The organism is Sphingomonas guangdongensis, from assembly GCF_900199185.1.
GTDB lineage: Bacteria > Pseudomonadota > Alphaproteobacteria > Sphingomonadales > Sphingomonadaceae > Sphingomonas > Sphingomonas guangdongensis.
Genome location: NZ_OBMI01000001.1, coordinates 403,789 through 418,735, shown reverse-complemented (window position 1 = coordinate 418,735; position 14,947 = coordinate 403,789). Strand labels below are relative to the sequence as shown.

The 14,947-nt window shown below is 62.7% G+C and carries 16 protein-coding genes and 1 pseudogene; 4 read left to right on the top strand and 13 right to left on the bottom strand.

All coding sequences use genetic code 11. The annotated features are described in order from the left end of the window. Positions 1-368 precede the first annotated feature (368 nt). Both CRO12_RS17600 and CRO12_RS01955 read left to right on the top strand, forming a co-directional pair. Positions 369-659 carry a hypothetical protein gene (locus CRO12_RS17600; RefSeq protein WP_144033500.1) on the top strand — a complete coding sequence of 97 codons (291 nt, stop codon included), beginning with the start codon at positions 369-371 and terminating at the stop codon, positions 657-659. Positions 660-762: 103 nt separating this feature from the next. Then, positions 763-1,188 (top strand): hypothetical protein, encoded by a 426-nt coding sequence (locus CRO12_RS01955; protein ID WP_097062339.1) that lies wholly within the window; start codon positions 763-765, stop codon positions 1,186-1,188. Positions 1,189-1,561: 373 nt separating this feature from the next. On the opposite strand, the gene CRO12_RS01950 is transcribed toward CRO12_RS01955, so the two are convergent. From CRO12_RS01950 to CRO12_RS01925, 6 genes are all read right to left on the bottom strand, one after another. After that, positions 1,562-3,148 (bottom strand): serine hydrolase, encoded by a 1,587-nt coding sequence (locus tag CRO12_RS01950; RefSeq protein ID WP_179640813.1) that lies wholly within the window; start codon positions 3,146-3,148, stop codon positions 1,562-1,564. 258 nt (positions 3,149-3,406) lie between these two features. Continuing rightward, positions 3,407-4,162 carry an arsenical resistance protein ArsH gene (gene arsH / locus CRO12_RS01945; RefSeq protein WP_097062337.1) on the bottom strand — a complete coding sequence of 252 codons (756 nt, stop codon included), beginning with the start codon at positions 4,160-4,162 and terminating at the stop codon, positions 3,407-3,409. Beyond that, on the bottom strand, positions 4,159-5,223 hold the full coding sequence (gene arsB / locus CRO12_RS01940) for an ACR3 family arsenite efflux transporter (RefSeq protein WP_097062336.1): 1,065 nt from the start codon (positions 5,221-5,223) through the stop codon (positions 4,159-4,161). Before arsB ends, arsH (CRO12_RS01945) begins: the two co-directional genes overlap by 4 nt. Then, entirely contained in the window at positions 5,223-5,651 is a 429-nt protein-coding gene (gene arsC / locus CRO12_RS01935) for an arsenate reductase (glutaredoxin) (protein ID WP_097062335.1), read from the bottom strand. Before arsC ends, arsB begins: the two co-directional genes overlap by 1 nt. A gap of 10 nt (positions 5,652-5,661) precedes the next feature. After that, entirely contained in the window at positions 5,662-5,991 is a 330-nt protein-coding gene (locus CRO12_RS01930) for an ArsR/SmtB family transcription factor (RefSeq protein ID WP_097062334.1), read from the bottom strand. 166 nt (positions 5,992-6,157) lie between these two features. Continuing rightward, positions 6,158-7,468 carry a S41 family peptidase gene (locus CRO12_RS01925; protein ID WP_097062333.1) on the bottom strand — a complete coding sequence of 437 codons (1,311 nt, stop codon included), beginning with the start codon at positions 7,466-7,468 and terminating at the stop codon, positions 6,158-6,160. A gap of 47 nt (positions 7,469-7,515) precedes the next feature. Between CRO12_RS01925 and CRO12_RS01920 the strand changes: the two genes are divergently transcribed. Then, entirely contained in the window at positions 7,516-8,088 is a 573-nt protein-coding gene (locus tag CRO12_RS01920; RefSeq protein ID WP_097062332.1) for a PadR family transcriptional regulator, read from the top strand. 102 nt (positions 8,089-8,190) lie between these two features. Here CRO12_RS01920 and CRO12_RS01915 read toward each other — a convergent pair whose 3' ends face one another. Both CRO12_RS01915 and CRO12_RS01910 read right to left on the bottom strand, forming a co-directional pair. Continuing rightward, positions 8,191-8,721, bottom strand: coding sequence for a hypothetical protein (locus CRO12_RS01915; protein WP_097062331.1), 531 nt, complete (start codon positions 8,719-8,721; stop codon positions 8,191-8,193). A 17-nt stretch (positions 8,722-8,738) separates the two neighbouring features. Further along, complete coding sequence (locus CRO12_RS01910; RefSeq protein WP_097063277.1) at positions 8,739-9,008, bottom strand: GlsB/YeaQ/YmgE family stress response membrane protein; 270 nt, start codon at positions 9,006-9,008, stop codon at positions 8,739-8,741. 159 nt (positions 9,009-9,167) lie between these two features. Between CRO12_RS01910 and CRO12_RS01905 the strand changes: the two genes are divergently transcribed. Next, the gene (locus tag CRO12_RS01905) at positions 9,168-10,643 is read left to right on the top strand and encodes a PAS domain S-box protein (protein ID WP_097062330.1); all 1,476 of its coding nucleotides are present in this window, start codon (positions 9,168-9,170) and stop codon (positions 10,641-10,643) included. 360 nt (positions 10,644-11,003) lie between these two features. On the opposite strand, the gene CRO12_RS17595 is transcribed toward CRO12_RS01905, so the two are convergent. From CRO12_RS17595 to CRO12_RS17590, 5 genes and pseudogenes are all read right to left on the bottom strand, one after another. After that, a complete protein-coding gene (locus CRO12_RS17595) occupies positions 11,004-11,306 on the bottom strand; it encodes a hypothetical protein (RefSeq protein WP_144033498.1) in 303 nt (100 codons plus the stop codon). Then, the gene (locus CRO12_RS01900; protein ID WP_097062329.1) at positions 11,303-12,403 is read right to left on the bottom strand and encodes an AI-2E family transporter; all 1,101 of its coding nucleotides are present in this window, start codon (positions 12,401-12,403) and stop codon (positions 11,303-11,305) included. The genes CRO12_RS17595 and CRO12_RS01900 overlap by 4 nt, the downstream gene beginning before the upstream one ends. A gap of 283 nt (positions 12,404-12,686) precedes the next feature. Beyond that, positions 12,687-13,328: pseudogene (arsH, locus tag CRO12_RS01895) on the bottom strand (arsenical resistance protein ArsH); the annotation flags it as partial. A gap of 63 nt (positions 13,329-13,391) precedes the next feature. After that, complete coding sequence (locus tag CRO12_RS01890; RefSeq protein ID WP_097062328.1) at positions 13,392-14,108, bottom strand: IS6 family transposase; 717 nt, start codon at positions 14,106-14,108, stop codon at positions 13,392-13,394. Between the two features lie 402 nt (positions 14,109-14,510). Next, positions 14,511-14,762, bottom strand: coding sequence for a hypothetical protein (locus tag CRO12_RS17590; RefSeq protein ID WP_144033497.1), 252 nt, complete (start codon positions 14,760-14,762; stop codon positions 14,511-14,513). Positions 14,763-14,947 lie beyond the last annotated feature (185 nt).

The window sequence follows — 14,947 nt, the reverse complement described above, 5'->3', positions numbered from 1 at the left end:
TTCGGCATTCGGCGCGTTGAGCACTGTGGCGGGACGGCATCGCGCCTGTTCAAGCAACAACTCACGTCAGCTTCTGGGTGGAAAGCGGCCCGTCAGCTTTTGGGCGCTAATGCCGCGCAAGCGGGCGCTCGTTCATCAAGCGAGCAGCGACCGCTTTGCGCCTCATGGGCGGCCATTCACCTGCGCGAAGGGGATGCCTAAAAGCTGCCGTTCGACCGACGGACGCTGATCGTTCGCTATTGCGTGACCAGCGGGCGAGCGCGAGAAGCCCCAGGGGGCCGCTGCGGCCCGATATTCCAGATATAAGCCCGATGTTAACACGCTATCGGTAGTGGTTTTCCTTTAAAACAGGGAACTGGACCGGTGCCATGCGTGTCGCAACCGCAAAAATCCTGTGCGCGATCGGCTTCGCTCTGATTACCGCTTCAGCATTTTTCATCGCAACCCCTTTTGACTTGGGCGGGACACGCGAATGGAAGCGCTGCGAGAAGGAGCGGAGAGTTCATCAGCGGGGCATCTATGCTCGATCGCCGCGCTGTCTCGAACTTGAGGATCGCTTCAAAACCGGCGCAACCCTGGCGGCGGGCGGACTGGCGCTGGTGTTTGTCGCCCGCCCCGGCAGCCGCAAGCGCAGGGCGGCGCAGTCGCGCGCCGCTTGAAAGGTTGAACGTCAGGCCCGAGCAGCTTTGAAGCGGGTAGAATGGATTGACCGCGCTTCATGCGAGGAGGCGAAAAAGCCACAGAGAGATTTGGGTGACTGTCGTGTCCTGGCTGCTGCCGGCTATCCTGCTCGAGATAGCAATCCTCATGTTCCTCTGGTTTCGCCGAAGCCGGCGAACGCACCTGTTCATGATCGTGCCCGCCCTATTCGGCTTCTTCAGCTTGCTGATGTTCCTGTTAGTGATCGCCAGCTATGCGGCGAACGGTCCGCTAGACATTGATCCGCAGAGCCAAGCGGTTTTAATCACGACCTTCGTCGTCCTGCTTGTCCTGATCATCATCCTGCCGCGCAACAAGTCGGACTATGCGCGCAATCAATTCGGTGATGCGGCGCGCCAGCGTGATCTGCGAAATCCGCCGCGCAAACGGTCACGAATTGTTGATCTCCTTGGCTGCCTGAGCCTCGGCATTCTCGCGATCCTGATGCTGGGCCTGTTAGTGGCGTTTGGCAGCAGCGTGGGACACTAGGCGATGTTTCATCATACTGCGTCAGTCACGATTGCCGAGGATGTTGAGTTGTTCGAGAACTTTCGTCGCTTGTGAACGTCCACAATGGGATCGGCCAGAGGTCCGCTACGCCCCCCACAAGCGGGCGCTCGACGTTCAATCCGCCGATCCCGAAAGCGGACGCCCGCTGCGCACTCTCGAGGGCCTGACCTGCTGCCTGTTTCTTGGACCGCTTTGAGCTGGAAAATTCCAGTTATGACTGGAGGAGATTTGGGGAGCACGTCAGAGTGTTCCAACCGGCGAAGGCAGCGGTGAGAGCGACGACCGGGATCGGCGCCGCGCCACGAACGAGGAGATCGCGCATCGGGTGATCTAGTCGGGATCGTCGTTTGAATCACTGGCTAGTCCCGTCGACTGGGACCAGATGAAGGTCGTGATAGTCGTAGCTAAAATCCGCTGTTGGAGACAGCGCGCGCATGGTCACGTGCGTCACCCGTCGACCGTCGTTCGCGAAACTGATTATCGCGTCTTCCCCTATATCGGGGGCGAAGCGCGTTCGGAATGCATCCGGTCCCCACGCTTCAAGCACACTCGTAAGGGTAGGAGTCGGGACAAATCGCACCCGCAATCCTGTTGGCTGCCTTGTGATTTCGACATCACCGTACCAGGGATCGCGATATCGCCCGACATACGTATCTAGCGGCAAACTCGGGCTGCCTGCCGGCCTTGCTAGCGGTGAGGACGCGCCGGCTATACGCAATGACGCTTCCCGCTCGTCGAACTTGGCGACCTCGAATTCGAGCCAATCGTACGGGGGCGTCCCGATCAAATGATCGAGGATTGCGTTGCGAAGACCAAATGAATTGCGTCCGTTTGCGTTAGTATAGACGGCGATCCCGCAACCCAGATCGGGCAAGAGCACGTGGTGAGTCACCTGACCGATATCGCCTCCCTCGTGGTAGATCATCTTATGGCCGCGAAAAGACTGCACGAACCAGCCTAACGCGTAGGCGTTCAGGGCCGAGGCGGCAGGTGTGCCGGCGTAACCGAATAGGTCATCATTGATGAGGGTCTGAGGGGTCCACATTGCGTCGGCTTGACCCTCGCTCCAGAGCCTTCCGTTTGCCGTAAGGCCCTTGCTGAGTTGAACCGAAAGCCAGCGCGCAGCGTCACGGGCGCTGCAATAAACACCGCCGGCTGGGTCTGTTTTCCCATCATCGGCCATGGATACAACGCTCATCGGGCCTGTGCCGATCACCGGTCCACCGCGACGCGAATGCTGGCTGACCACGTTGTTCGTCCGTATCAGCGAGCGCGTCGGCACGCTGTCGATCATGCCCAATGGCTGCAGAACATGCGTGCTTACAAAGTCACGCCAGCTCAAGCCCGACACTTGGGCGATGACCTCACCTGCAACGACATAGAGAATGTTGTCGTAGGCGAACTTCTCCCTAAATCCGGTCTTGAGCGGCAGGTAGCGAATTCCGTGGACGAGATCGGCGACCGTCTTCGTCGTCGGCGGCGACCACATCAGGTCACCTGCACCCAATGGTAAGCCGCTACTGTGGATCAGAAGGTCACGGACGGTCATCATCTCCGTCACGCGAGGGTCGCTCATCGCGAAGTCGGGAAGGTAGCGGGTGACCGGTTGGTCCCAAGCAATCTTGCTATCGTCGACTAGGATGGCGAGCGCGGCGGCAGTCATCGCCTTGCTGTTCGATGCGATCGCAAAAATGGTCTTTTCGTCGACAGGTTCTGCCCGTCCGATCGTTCGTAGGCCGTAGCCACGAAATAGGGCCGGCCGGCCGGGGCGAACGATCGTCACGGCAATACCAGGCGTCTCGAAGCGCTCCATGAAGTCGCGCACGAGAGTGTCGAGCCAGGCCTCCCTTATATCACGTACGCTGCCGCCGGCTGAAGCAGGAACTAGCGCGCTGACGCCCGCTCCGATAAACATCTCACGCCTGTTCAGCTGGACCATCGGCATACCTTCGCGCCCATCCCAACCCGTTATTGCTGATGGGACAAGGGCTCCATGTATCATTCGATCATGGATCGACAACGATCGATCTGCGCCATCCGGCTTTCGGTCTTTGCCATCGTTTCAGGACTGTCGGTGTAGCAGTGCGCAGCAGCGTGGCTCAGCGATCCCGCTACCGGATTATGAACGAGCGGCAGAAATTGGTAAGGCAAGAGCAGGCTATGCGTGACTGCTTTTGGGTCAGCCTGGCGACGAATGTCACGACGTCGCAGCCGGCTGTGACCTGATCGCGATGGCGGCGTGGTCCTGTGCGGTGGTGATGCCGGCTGACTTCCGTTCGGAATAACGGTCGACAAGCTTCGTCGCGTGCGGGCGAAGCAGGACCGTGAAGCGCACCAGCTCCTCCATCACATCGACGATCCGGTCGTAATAGGCGGACGGCTTCATGCGCCCGGCTTCGTCGAATTCCTTGTAAGCCATTGCGACTGACGACTGGTTTGGGATGGTGAACATTCGCATCCAGCGGCCCAGAAGGCGAAGCGTGTTGACGGCGTTGAACGACTGCGACCCGCCCGAGACCTGCATGACAGCGAGCGTGCGGCCCTGGGTCGGACGCATGCCCTTCATCTCGAGCGGCAGGTGGTCGATCTGCGCCTTCATGATGCCGGTGATCTGGCCGTGCCGCTCGGGGCTGCACCAGACCATGCCCTCGGACCAGAGCGCGTGCTCCCGAAGCTCGTGGACCGCGGGGTGGTCGTCGCCGGGCACCTGATCGGGTAGCGGCAGATCGCGCGGGTCGAAGATGCGCGTCTCAGCGCCGAACAGTTGCAGCAGCCGGGCAGCCTCCTCGACCGCGAGGCGGGAGAAGGACCGCTCGCGCAGCGAGCCATAGAGGAGGACGATGCGCGGCGGCGGTTGATCCTCGCCAAGCCCCGCGGCGGGGCGCCGGATGACGAAGGCAGGATCGAGCGCGGGCAGATGGTCGGCGTTGGTCAGCGTGCGCAGGCGGCTCATGCGCTTGCTCCCTCGTACCATCCGCGCGTCCGCTTCACGATCGCAACGACGCTGAGCATCACCGGCACCTCGACCAGCACGCCGACGACGGTGGCGAGCGCGGCGCCGCTCTTCAAGCCGAACAGGCTGATGGCGGCAGCGACCGCCAGCTCGAAGAAGTTCGACGCGCCGATCAACGCGGCGGGTGCAGCGACACACCAGGCGACACCGAGCCGCTTCGACAGCCAATAGGCGATGCCGGCGTTCAGATAGACCTGAATGAGGATCGGCACCGCGATCAGCGCGATGACGGCGGGCTGTGCGAGGATCTGCTCGCCCTGAAAGCCGAACAGCAGAACCAGCGTCGCGAGCAGCGCGACCAGCGACGCTGGCCCGAGCGCCGCCAGCAGCCTATCGAGTGCTGCCTGACCGCCCGATACAAGCACTGCCCGGCGCACGACCTGCGCGGCGATGACAGGCACGACAATGTAGAGCGCGACCGACAGCAGCAGCGTGTCCCACGGCACGGTCACCGATGCGACGCCGAGCAGCAGCCCGACCAGCGGTGCGAACAGGAACACCATCAGCACGTCGTTCAGCGCGACCTGGCTTAGCGTATAGGTCGGCTCGCCGTCGCACAGGTTCGACCAGACGAAGACCATCGCCGTGCACGGTGCCGCCGCGAGCAGGATCAGTCCGGCGATATAGGACGAGATCTCGCCCGCGGGCAGCAGCGGCGCGAACAGCCAGCCGAGGAAGAAGGTGCCGAGCGCCGCCATCGAGAAGGGCTTCACCGCCCAGTTGACGAACAGCGTGACGCCGACGCCCTTCCAGTGCCGGCGCACCGACCCGAGCGAGCCGAAGTCGATCTTGAGCAGCATCGGCACGATCATCAACCAGATGAGGCCGGCAACAACGAGGTTGACCCGCGCCACCTCGGCCGCTGCGATCGTCGCGAACGCTCCGGGCAGAAGGTGGCCCAGCCCGATGCCCGCGACGATGCAGAGCGCTACCCAGACCGACAGATACCGCTCGAACGTGCCGATGCCCGGCCGCTTCGCCTCGCTTGCCAGCGTGTCCATCAGCGCACCCGCTGTCCGGCGGCATCGATGACCTGCTCGCCGTCTTCCTTTACGAACGCCGCCCGCTGCGGCTCGGGGAGGATGTCGAGCACAACCTCGGACGGCCGGCACAGGCGAACCCCGAGCGGCGACACGACCAGTGGCCGGTTGATGAGCACTGGATGCGCCATCATCGCGTCGAGCAACGCTTCGTCGGACAGATGCTCGTCGGCGAGGCCGAGCTCGGCATAGGGCGTGCCCTTCTCGCGCAGCAGCGCGCGCGGCGTCAGTCTCGCCCGTTCGATCAACTGGACCAGCATCGCGCGCGAAGGGGACGTCTTGAGATACTCTACGACGTGCGGCTCAATCCCGGCATTGCGGATCATCGCCAACGTGTTGCGCGACGTGCCGCACTCGGGGTTGTGATAAATGACGATGTCAATTGGCATTTTGGCTTCCTCAGCAGCAGGTCAGATCGGCGATCAGCGGCTCGCACAGCTCGGCCCGGCCCTCGCAGCAATCCTTGGCGAGGAAGGTCATCAGCTGTCGCAGGGTATCGAGCCGGGCGTGCTGGACCTGCTGCCGGCCGCGCTTTTCGGCGGACACGAGGCCGGCCTTCGCCATCACCGCGAGATGGGTCGAAAACGTGCTTTGCGTCAGGCCGCTTGCTTCGACGAGCGCGCCGGTCGGAAGCCCGCCCGGTGAATGCCGCACCAGCAGCCGAAATGCATCGAGGCGGGTCGGATGGGACAGCGCGGCGAGTGCCGCTAATGCGTCAGTCGTATCCATATATCGGCTTTAGCCGATTGGTTTAACCTGTCAATTCTGATCGGGATTTGTCGATACGTCCTGAGTGAGCGCTGCGTGAATGAATGTCCGCAACTCGGCAGTGCCTATCCGCAAACGGATGACCGAAACTGGGTCGATCCGAACTGACGAGAAATGAACCATCGAGTTACAACGAGCTCTCAGCCCGCATAATGGTCACCTGACGTTTGAAGACATCAGGCTGGCCACCGTCCGGACGATAGATCTCCAGCGTGTTGCCGAATAGGCGCGCGCGAATAGCATCGACGCCTTCCAGAGCGAAGCGGCCGTCACCGGTGAGCGGCGTGAGGATCGCACCTTGGGGCCAGCGCGGACGATCCTCTCGGTACAATCGAAGTCGGCCTTCAGCGTAGCGAATCTCGATCGGACCATAGCGACCGGCATAGCCGCGCAGCGCTGCATCGGTGACGACCGGCGGATCGATCCGCGCGTCAAGCAGGGAACTGCGCCAGCGGTACTGCGCGAGTCGGTCGAACGGCACGCCTGGCGCTGCCGCCAATCTCTTCAGGGCAGCTTGCTGGGCAACCTCGGACGCCAGCCGGGGTTCGCTGACGAGGTCCGGAGTAACGCCCACGCCTTCCCAGTTGGTGCCGCTGAGGGGATGGATCGGTCGGTTGTACGAGACACTCAGGATGAAGCTCGGGGCAATCGGGAGCAGCCGGTTGTTGTTTGCCGCCCCAAAGGTTCGCGTGCCGACAATGATGGCCCGCTTCTCGAGTTTGGCCGAGTAGGCCACGGCCTCCGCGGCCGAACCGACCAGGCCGTCGACGAGGATGTAGAATGGCCGCGTTCCGCCCAAGCGCCGCACGATTGTGTCCAGGCACGTGTCCGCGGCATCGCTTTCTCCGCCGCCATTGCCCCGCAGATCGAGGATGATGGCGTCGCCATCTGCAAGGAAGGCTGCGGCCTGGTCATAGGCGCGTGCCGTGGATCCGTCAGGAACCCACTTGAAGCCGGTGATCTTCAGATAACGGATGTTTCCGGGCAAGATCGCCTGCTCGGTCAACCCGTGATGCTCGCGAAGGGCCTGCGTGCGAGCAAAGGCGGCCAGTCCGGTGTCGCTGGTGGGCGGCGCGAGCGCGGCGGCATAGCGAGCGGGATCGTTGCGGAGGTACAGATGGCCGTCTCGGCTGACGGTCGCCAGATCGGCGGTGACGCGCTCGGCGAACTCGGCGGGATCGGCCGTATCGTAGCGGTGGTGCTTCGCCGCCGTGCGCAGCCGCGCGACTAGGGACGCGCGCAGATCGGCGAACACATAATTGGCGGTGATCCCGCGCACGATCGCGTCGATCGCTGCCGCGCGATCGGCTTTGCCTAGCGTGACCGGCTGACCGGCGGCGCACGATGGCGTGGCTCCGGCTACAATCATCACCAACGCCACGGCAACTGGAGAAAGCCGATTGCCCGCCAGCGACAAAGCCTGTCCAACATATCTCATGCCGCACCTCCAAACAGTCCGTTTAGGACTATCATGTCTGTCCTCTGATGCAAGCCGATGAACGCGGGTTGCTGAGCGAGCTGGAGGGCGCGATCCTATGCGAGCTCGCGCACCGCGGCGAGCAAACAGCGTTCAGGGTGCGTCGATCATTCGCATCCTCGCCATCGCTAGAGTGGCGCGGAAGCGCCGGCGCGGTCTACGCCGCGATCAAGCGACTGGAGGAGGCGGGCATGATCGCCGGCCAAGACGTCGGCGACAAGCGAGCGTCACGCCTGCTCAGCATCACGGGCCAGGGTCGGGCAATGCTGCATGCATGGGCTTGCGATCCGCAACGCGCGGTGAGCGTCGGCATCGATCCGATGCGCTTGCGTGCGGGACTGTGGCAGACGCTCGACGTGGGCGAGAGGATAGCGGTGGCTGCGCAGATGCGCGCAGCGTTGCAGGCCAGCATCGCCACGCTCGAGTCCTACTCCAATCACGACGACCTCGTCGAGCGCACCGGCCTCGACCTTGCCATCCGCTTACAGCGCAGCAGGCTGGAATGGTTACAGACGCTTGTTCAGGTCGATAAGGGGCGCGGCTCACTGCATGAACAAAGGGAAGAAAACGGGAAGAGCTAAGTTGGTTGCAAACGTCTGATTGTGGGTCGTACCGGACGCAGGCACGCCTTTATATCGCTGCCGGAGGTGCCAGGCGGCGCCTCCGGCGATGTCGGGCTTTGCTTAGATTGCCGACAGGCGAGAGCGACGGGTGTTGTGCCCGCCATTGCGGTAGAGGATGTCTGAGACGTCTTCGGGCGACACGCTGCCACTTGTGTCGACTGACACCAGCACGCCGCCTCGGCCGAGGTGATCGCCGTAGTAGTCAGCGTCCTCCCGATCGATGCCGTGCTTCAGAAGTGCCTCGTTGACGCTTCCGGCTGCGGCACCCGCTGCCGCTCCGATCGCCATTGCACCTGGAACCGCAGAAGCGGCGATCGCGCCTGCAGCGACCAACGGGCCGACTCCCGGGATGGCCAGTGCCGCTACGCCGAGTCCGGCTCCTAACGCACCGCCACCAAGGATGCCTCGGGCGATGCTGCCATGGTCCTCATCGGTGACCTCGCCATCGGCGTCCGCGGTGGTGGTCACGCCTTCGCGCCGCGTCACCACGGACAAGGCGTGATCGGAAACGCCTGCATCTCGAAGATCGGCGACGGCGCGCTGTGCCTCCGCCTGGGTGTCGAAGATGGCCGAAGCTGGTTGTGTGTTCATGGTTTACTCTCCTGTGATCAGCGCACTGCGCCGCGGCGGAAAAGGTTGATGATCGCAAGCAGCACGACCGCGCCCAGCAGCGAGATGAGCACCGACTGGATGCTGATCTCACCGCTCGTGATCGGGGCACCGCCGATCAGCGGCGTCAGGAGGAACCCGGCGAGCAAAGCGCCTATGATGCCTACGACGACGTTCAGGATAATGCCCTGCTGTCCGTCGGTACGCATGATCAGGCTGGCCACCCAGCCGATCAGTCCGCCGACGACAAGAAGCACGATGAGGCCCATGGTCATTCCTTCGCTTGTGATTGGATGCCGCTTCAACACTGCGGTGCGCCGGATCGTTCAGATCAAAGCCGAATGGCCGTTCTAGGGACTGATGCGGGTGCACTAGTGCGGTTGGTAGTACGGTGTGGAACACAGAAGCTGCTGCGGCGCTAATGCAGGATGACGACGGCTCCCCGGACCAGGCTGCGCGAGCCGACGCTCCGCCACCTCGAACAGTTGATCGCGCAACTGCTCGACGGCGTGATCCTGATCGATCCAACCGGCACGATCCTGAGCGCCAACGAAGCCGCTTTGAAGATGCACGGGGTGTCTTCCGCGGCTGAACTTGGCACTACCGCAGAGGAGTACGCCGAACGTTTCTCGCTTCGCTCGGCGGAAGGGCGACCACTCAAGCACCGCGACTACCCGTTGTTCAAGCTGCTCGCGGGCGAGAGCTTCCCCGACCTCGTTGTCCAGGTCGCGCCAGCCGGAGACGACGAGGTCCGGTGGGTTCATCAGGTGCGCGACGTCGTGATGGACGAGGACGGTGGCGAGCCCGACTGCCTCGCGCTGGTACTATGCGACGTGTCGAACCGCTTTGATGCGGAACGCCGGTTCGAGGCGATGTTCAACGCCAATCCAGCTCCTGCGATTGTTGTGCGGCTCTCGGATCAGCGGATCGCGCGAGTGAACCCCGGCTTCGTCGAACTAACCGGCTTCGCGCCTGATGCGGTCACCGGGCGGACGCTGTTCGACAGGGAACTGCTCACCAACATCGTAGATCCGTCGGCGCGCCGCTGCATTGAGGCGGGCAAGGTGGTGCGGCAGACGGAGGCGGAGCTCGCGACGGCGGACGGCAAGCGGCGTCTGGTGCTGTTCGCCGGGCAGCCGGTCGACGTCACCGATGAGGACGCGCTGCTCCTCACCTTCGCCGATCTCGAAGCACGGCGTGAGGCGCAGTCCGCACTAGCGGCGAGCGAACGACATCTCCGTTCTCTGTTCGACCTAGCGCCGGTCGCGATGGTGGTCACGCGTGACAGCGACCATCGGATCGTCAGCGCCAACGACGCCTTTCTTGCGCTTACCGAATACGCGAGGGAGGAGGTCAATGGTCAGTCGGCGGACAAGCTGCCGGTCTGGGCATCGGACGATCATCCGGAGGCACTCGCTCGCGCGCTCACCGGTGACGGAGGCTTTCACGACCTCGACGGACAGATCGCGACCAAGGACGGCAGAACGGTAGATTGTCTGCTGTCAGCCGACACCATCAGCCTTGACGGGGATGCCTGCGTGCTTTGGCTGTTCCATGACATCAGCGATCGGCGTCAGGCCGAGAACGAGCTGGTCGCGGCGGTGGATGCTGCGCTCAAGGACGCGAGCTGGCTTAGTCGTTCGATCCTGGACAAGCTCGCGAACATTCGTCGCCCCGGCGCATCGGCACCGGTCACGGAGCTTAGCCCGCGCGAGCGCGAGGTCCTCGACCTGATCTGTCGTGACGCAAGCGACGGCGAGATTGCCGAGCGACTGAACCTGTCACCAAACACCGTTCGCAACCATGTGGCGCGCCTCTACGCGAAGATCGGCGTCAATCGCCGCAGCGCTGCTGTCGTTTGGGGACGTGAGCGAGGCATGGGTGGTTCAACGCTTGCCCCCTGATGAGGACCGCCGGACTGCTCTAAAGGCTGGCCATCATCGAACGACTGAGAGACCTTGGTCAGCTGGAGGTGACCTGAAGCGCCGTAATGAGGTGAGTGCCGGCTGCTCGCCAAGCGAAGATTCCGAGCGTAAGTGGCAGGGTCAAATCGCTACACAAGGACGACGGCGTTATAACCGACCATATCGCACCTGACGTTTATGGCCTCCTGATACTAGCACCGGAAGTCGCGCTTGGCAGTGGTTGGTTAGGCGGTGACAGGGTTGTTGGCAGAGCAGCGATACGTGACCTCTTCATCAAGGCCGCTCGTTACAGTGACGATGAGCGGAAGAGGCTGAGCATTCATCTGCCCAGCAGAGCACTCACGCTCCGGTTGGATGAGATAGAAGTTGGCAGCCAAGCGTAACGCCACTGCCGAAGACAGGTGAACGAACGTCCGCTTCTGCGTAGCGCTTGCGGTGGCTTGAACGGCTGAAGTTGGGTCTCAGCAGCCGACTGATCAGTCGTTCAGGGCCGGCGACGTCCAGACCTTCGACTTTGTCGATGATCTCCTCCAGCAAGGCAGCCCGGCACTTGTCCGTGCCGACTATGTCGTCGAGTTCATGCTTGTACGACTGGTCCCGGGCTTGTTCCGTTTGTCTGCTGAGCGCCGGCGCTGCCGTCACGGCGTCGGCGCCTCGGGCGCACGCGCGCTCCGCTCCGGATCGGGGCCGAGCCGCTGCTCGGTGAGGATCTGCCAGCCGGTGATGAACAGCGCAGCCGCCGCCGGGCCGACTACGATGCCCGACAGGCCGACGAGGTCGATGCCGCCGAGCGTCGTCACCAGCACCAGCCAGTCCGGGATTCCAGTGTCGCGTCCGACGAGGATCGGGCGCAGGATGTTGTCCGCCAGCCCGATCACCAAGACACCCGATAAAATCACCACTACCGCCTGCCAGATCGCGCCCGTGGCGAAGAGGTACATCGCCACCGGTCCCCAGATGATCGCCGGGCCCACTGCGGGAAGCAGTGCCGCGATCGTCATAAGCAAACCCCAGAGCAGCGCCGCCGGCAGGCCCACGATCCAGAAGGTGATCGTGCCGAGCGCTCCCTGTACGATGGCGACGACCCCCGATCCCTTGATGGTGGCTCGAACCACGGACACGAACTTGGCGGACAACCGCTCCGCCACCGGTGGTTCGAGCGGGAGCGCCCGCACCACGGCCGGCCCGATCTCGTCGCCATCGCGCAGCAGGAAAAAGGTGACGTAAAGGCCGACGCCGAACGCCAGCAGGAAGACGCCGGCGCTGGCACCGATCGATAAAGCGCGCCGCGCGAGGATGCTGGCGCTGCCGCTGAGCGCCTGGCCGAGCCGGGCCTGCACACGCTCCAGGTTGTCGAGGCCCGACCTGTCGAGCAGGGCGCTCAATCGCAGCGGGAGGGCGTCGTGGACCTGCTGAAAATAGGTGGCGAAGTTGATGCGACCGGAGCGAATCTGCTGGTAGACATCCGTGCCCTGATCCACCACCAGCCCAGCGATGATCAGCGCCGGGATGATCACTGCTACGACGATGACGAGTAGGGTAATCAGCGCCGCCCGGTTGCGACGTCCGGGCCAGCGCGTCAGCAGGCGCTGGAACAGCGGCTGGAACATGAGCGCCGCCAGTGCCGCCCAGAGCAGCGCGCCGATGAACCCTGATACGACCAGCGTCAGCGCGATGGTAATCGCCACCAGGAAGAGGATCAGGCCGCCATGCTCAACCTTCGTGCGAGGCAATCCCATGCGCCGTACTTTCATGATGGTCGGCCCACGGGCTCTAGCACCAGCCGATCAGGCGCGGAAAGCACCCCTGTCACGTGGACGAATGTTCGAGGTGAACTCGAAGTTCCGGTGTCAGATGAGGCGTGTTCACAGCCTCGTCGGGTTGATCCTGTCGAGCCTATCACTGGCGGACGGCGGATGCTCCGGCGACTTCAAGCATATGTCTGGCTGAACAAGCGTCCAAAGTTGGGAAGCGGTCTCGTTCTGTCGAACGTCTCTGATTGGGTCAACACGGCGACGTATGTCACGACGTCGCAACCGGCTGCGACCTGATCGCGATCGCGGAGTAGTCGTCCTGTGCGTTGGTGATGCCGACTGACTTTCGTTCGGAATACCGGTCCACCAGCTGTGTAGCGTGTGGGCGAAGCAAAACGGTGAAGCGAACCAATTCTTCCATCACGTCAACGATCCGGTCGTAATAGGCGGACGGCTTCATGCGTCCGGCTTCGTCGAACTCCTTATAGGCCATCGCGACCGACGACTGGTTCGGGATCGTGAACATCCGCATCCAGCGGCCGAGCAGGCGCAGCGTGTTGACCGCGTTGAACGACTGCGAGCCGCCGGACACTTGCATGACGGCGAGCGAGCGCCCTTGGGTGGGACGCATGCCCTTCATCTCGAGCGGGAGGTGGTCAATCTGCGCCTTCATAATGCCAGTGATCTGACCGTGCCGCTCGGGGCTGCACCAGACCATGCCCTCGGACCAGAGCGCATGCTCGCGAAGCTCGTGGACCGCGGAGTGGTCGTCGCCGGGCACCTGATCGGGCAGCGGGAGGTCGCGTGGATCGAAGATGCGCGTTTCTGCGCCAAACAACTGGAGTAGCCGGGCAGCCTCCTCGACCGCGAGGCGTGAGAAGGACCGCTCGCGCAGGGAGCCATAGAGCAGGTGCTGTCAGTCTAATGCGAACTCGTCTTCGATCGACAGCAGTTTGGCTTCGAAGGGCAGGGGCTAGCTCGCGAGGACCTGCCACTCGGCAAGCGCTGCCGAGCGTCGTTCCTTGTAGGTCTGTCGGTCGGTGAGGTGGCGTTCGAGGCTGAAGTGGTTGTGGACGTTGGCGTGAACGGAGGCAAACTTCTGTAAGCTCTTCATCTGCCTGAACCGGAGCATCGCTCGCTCTCGTCGTCGGAACGGCAGGTGTGCGTTCTCGACCCGGTCGTTGGCCCAGCGACCCACCTCCTGACGATCACGACAGCCGAGCTCGTCCATGGCAGCGCCGTAGCTGCGCAGACCGTCGGTGGTGATCGCCTCAGGCGAGCCGTGGCGCTTGAGCGCCTTCTTCATGAAGGTGAGCGCCGCCTGCTTGTCGCGTGATCTCGTAACGAAGCTCTCTAGCACCTCGCCCTCGTGATCGACGGCATGCCACAGGTACACCATCTCGCCGTTCAGCTTCACGTACATTTCGTCCAGGTGCCAGCGCCAGTGCCGGTACCCGCGCATGCGGCTCACCCGTGCCCGGCGGATGTCGCCTGCGAACATCGGACCGAACCTGTTCCACCACAGCCTCACCGTCTCATGGCAGAGGTCTATCCCGCGCTCGAACAGCAGGTCTTCTACGTTCCGCAAGCTGAGCGGAAAGCGCACGTACATGAGCACTACCAGCCGGATCACCTCCGGCGACGAATTGAAGTAGCGGAACGGACTGGCTGGCTTACGGGGGCGGGGCATGCCACGGGTCTAGCCGCGCTCAATTACCAGCGGGTGCACTTGGTTTGACAGTGCCCTCCTCGCACAATGGCGTCAGATCTACATCGGCATCGGCGGCTGTGCTCAGGTAGGAGATCTGAAGCATATGCTACCGTTTGGCATGGATGAGGCAGGCACGCACCATAACCGTCTGGGCGCCACCCATCAGAACATAGATCAACATGCTCGCGAAAGATTGCCGCTGAGATCGCTACGATGATGGTCTGCCGGCTGAGGGTAGCGAGAACAGCAGTCGCACTCGCTCGAACGAACGATGATCTGCGGCTGAGTGTCCGATGTTAAGCGAAAGCGGACGTTCGCTGCCGTCCCGCACCCGATGTCCGCTGTTGGTGGAAACCGGACATCTATCTGGCTTAAAGCTGGTCAATCGCCGCCTTTGTTCGGATCAATGTCACGGCCGGCTTTTGCCAAGTCCTGCGTCTTGGTCTCGGTATCTGCGGCAGAGCCACCTCTGCGCTTCGGGTCGTTTTTCTCAGCCGACGGGAAAGACGGCGCCTTCTGATCTTCATGCAGGTGACTGTCATCACCGTTGCGCTCAGTGCTGCTGTCGTCCTCGCCACCGGTGGAACCAGCAGGTTCGGCTTGAGTGTCCTCAGGCTTGTCGTTCTGGATCATGGTCGGTCCTCTCGCATTACGTAAGTCATACAGCGTCAACAGCAGACCGCTGCCATGCTACTGGTCGGAAAACGGCTTTCTGCTGTCTAGTAACGCGTGACGTCGCGTTAATGTTCGACCCTAAAACGTTTGCTAAGTGAGTCACCATTGAATCATAGTCCTCAATTCTAGTGGATAGTGGAAAA

Bases quoted from the DNA above. Each gene is read 5' to 3' on its own strand.
- CRO12_RS17600 (WP_144033500.1), top strand. From the start codon at position 369: ATGCGTGTCGCAACCGCAAAAATCCTGTGCGCGATCGGCTTCGCTCTG.
- CRO12_RS01950 (WP_179640813.1), bottom strand. From the start codon at position 3,148: ATGGTCCAGCTGAACAGGCGTGAGATGTTTATCGGAGCGGGCGTCAGC.
- arsH (WP_097062337.1), bottom strand. From the start codon at position 4,162: ATGAGCCGCCTGCGCACGCTGACCAACGCCGACCATCTGCCCGCGCTC.
- arsB (WP_097062336.1), bottom strand. From the start codon at position 5,223: ATGGACACGCTGGCAAGCGAGGCGAAGCGGCCGGGCATCGGCACGTTC.
- arsC (WP_097062335.1), bottom strand. From the start codon at position 5,651: ATGCCAATTGACATCGTCATTTATCACAACCCCGAGTGCGGCACGTCG.
- CRO12_RS01930 (WP_097062334.1), bottom strand. From the start codon at position 5,991: ATGGATACGACTGACGCATTAGCGGCACTCGCCGCGCTGTCCCATCCG.
- CRO12_RS01925 (WP_097062333.1), bottom strand. From the start codon at position 7,468: ATGAGATATGTTGGACAGGCTTTGTCGCTGGCGGGCAATCGGCTTTCT.
- CRO12_RS01920 (WP_097062332.1), top strand. From the start codon at position 7,516: ATGCAAGCCGATGAACGCGGGTTGCTGAGCGAGCTGGAGGGCGCGATC.
- CRO12_RS01915 (WP_097062331.1), bottom strand. From the start codon at position 8,721: ATGAACACACAACCAGCTTCGGCCATCTTCGACACCCAGGCGGAGGCA.
- CRO12_RS01910 (WP_097063277.1), bottom strand. From the start codon at position 9,008: ATGGGCCTCATCGTGCTTCTTGTCGTCGGCGGACTGATCGGCTGGGTG.
- CRO12_RS01905 (WP_097062330.1), top strand. From the start codon at position 9,168: ATGACGACGGCTCCCCGGACCAGGCTGCGCGAGCCGACGCTCCGCCAC.
- CRO12_RS01900 (WP_097062329.1), bottom strand. From the start codon at position 12,403: ATGGGATTGCCTCGCACGAAGGTTGAGCATGGCGGCCTGATCCTCTTC.
- CRO12_RS01890 (WP_097062328.1), bottom strand. From the start codon at position 14,108: ATGCCCCGCCCCCGTAAGCCAGCCAGTCCGTTCCGCTACTTCAATTCG.
- CRO12_RS17590 (WP_144033497.1), bottom strand. From the start codon at position 14,762: ATGATCCAGAACGACAAGCCTGAGGACACTCAAGCCGAACCTGCTGGT.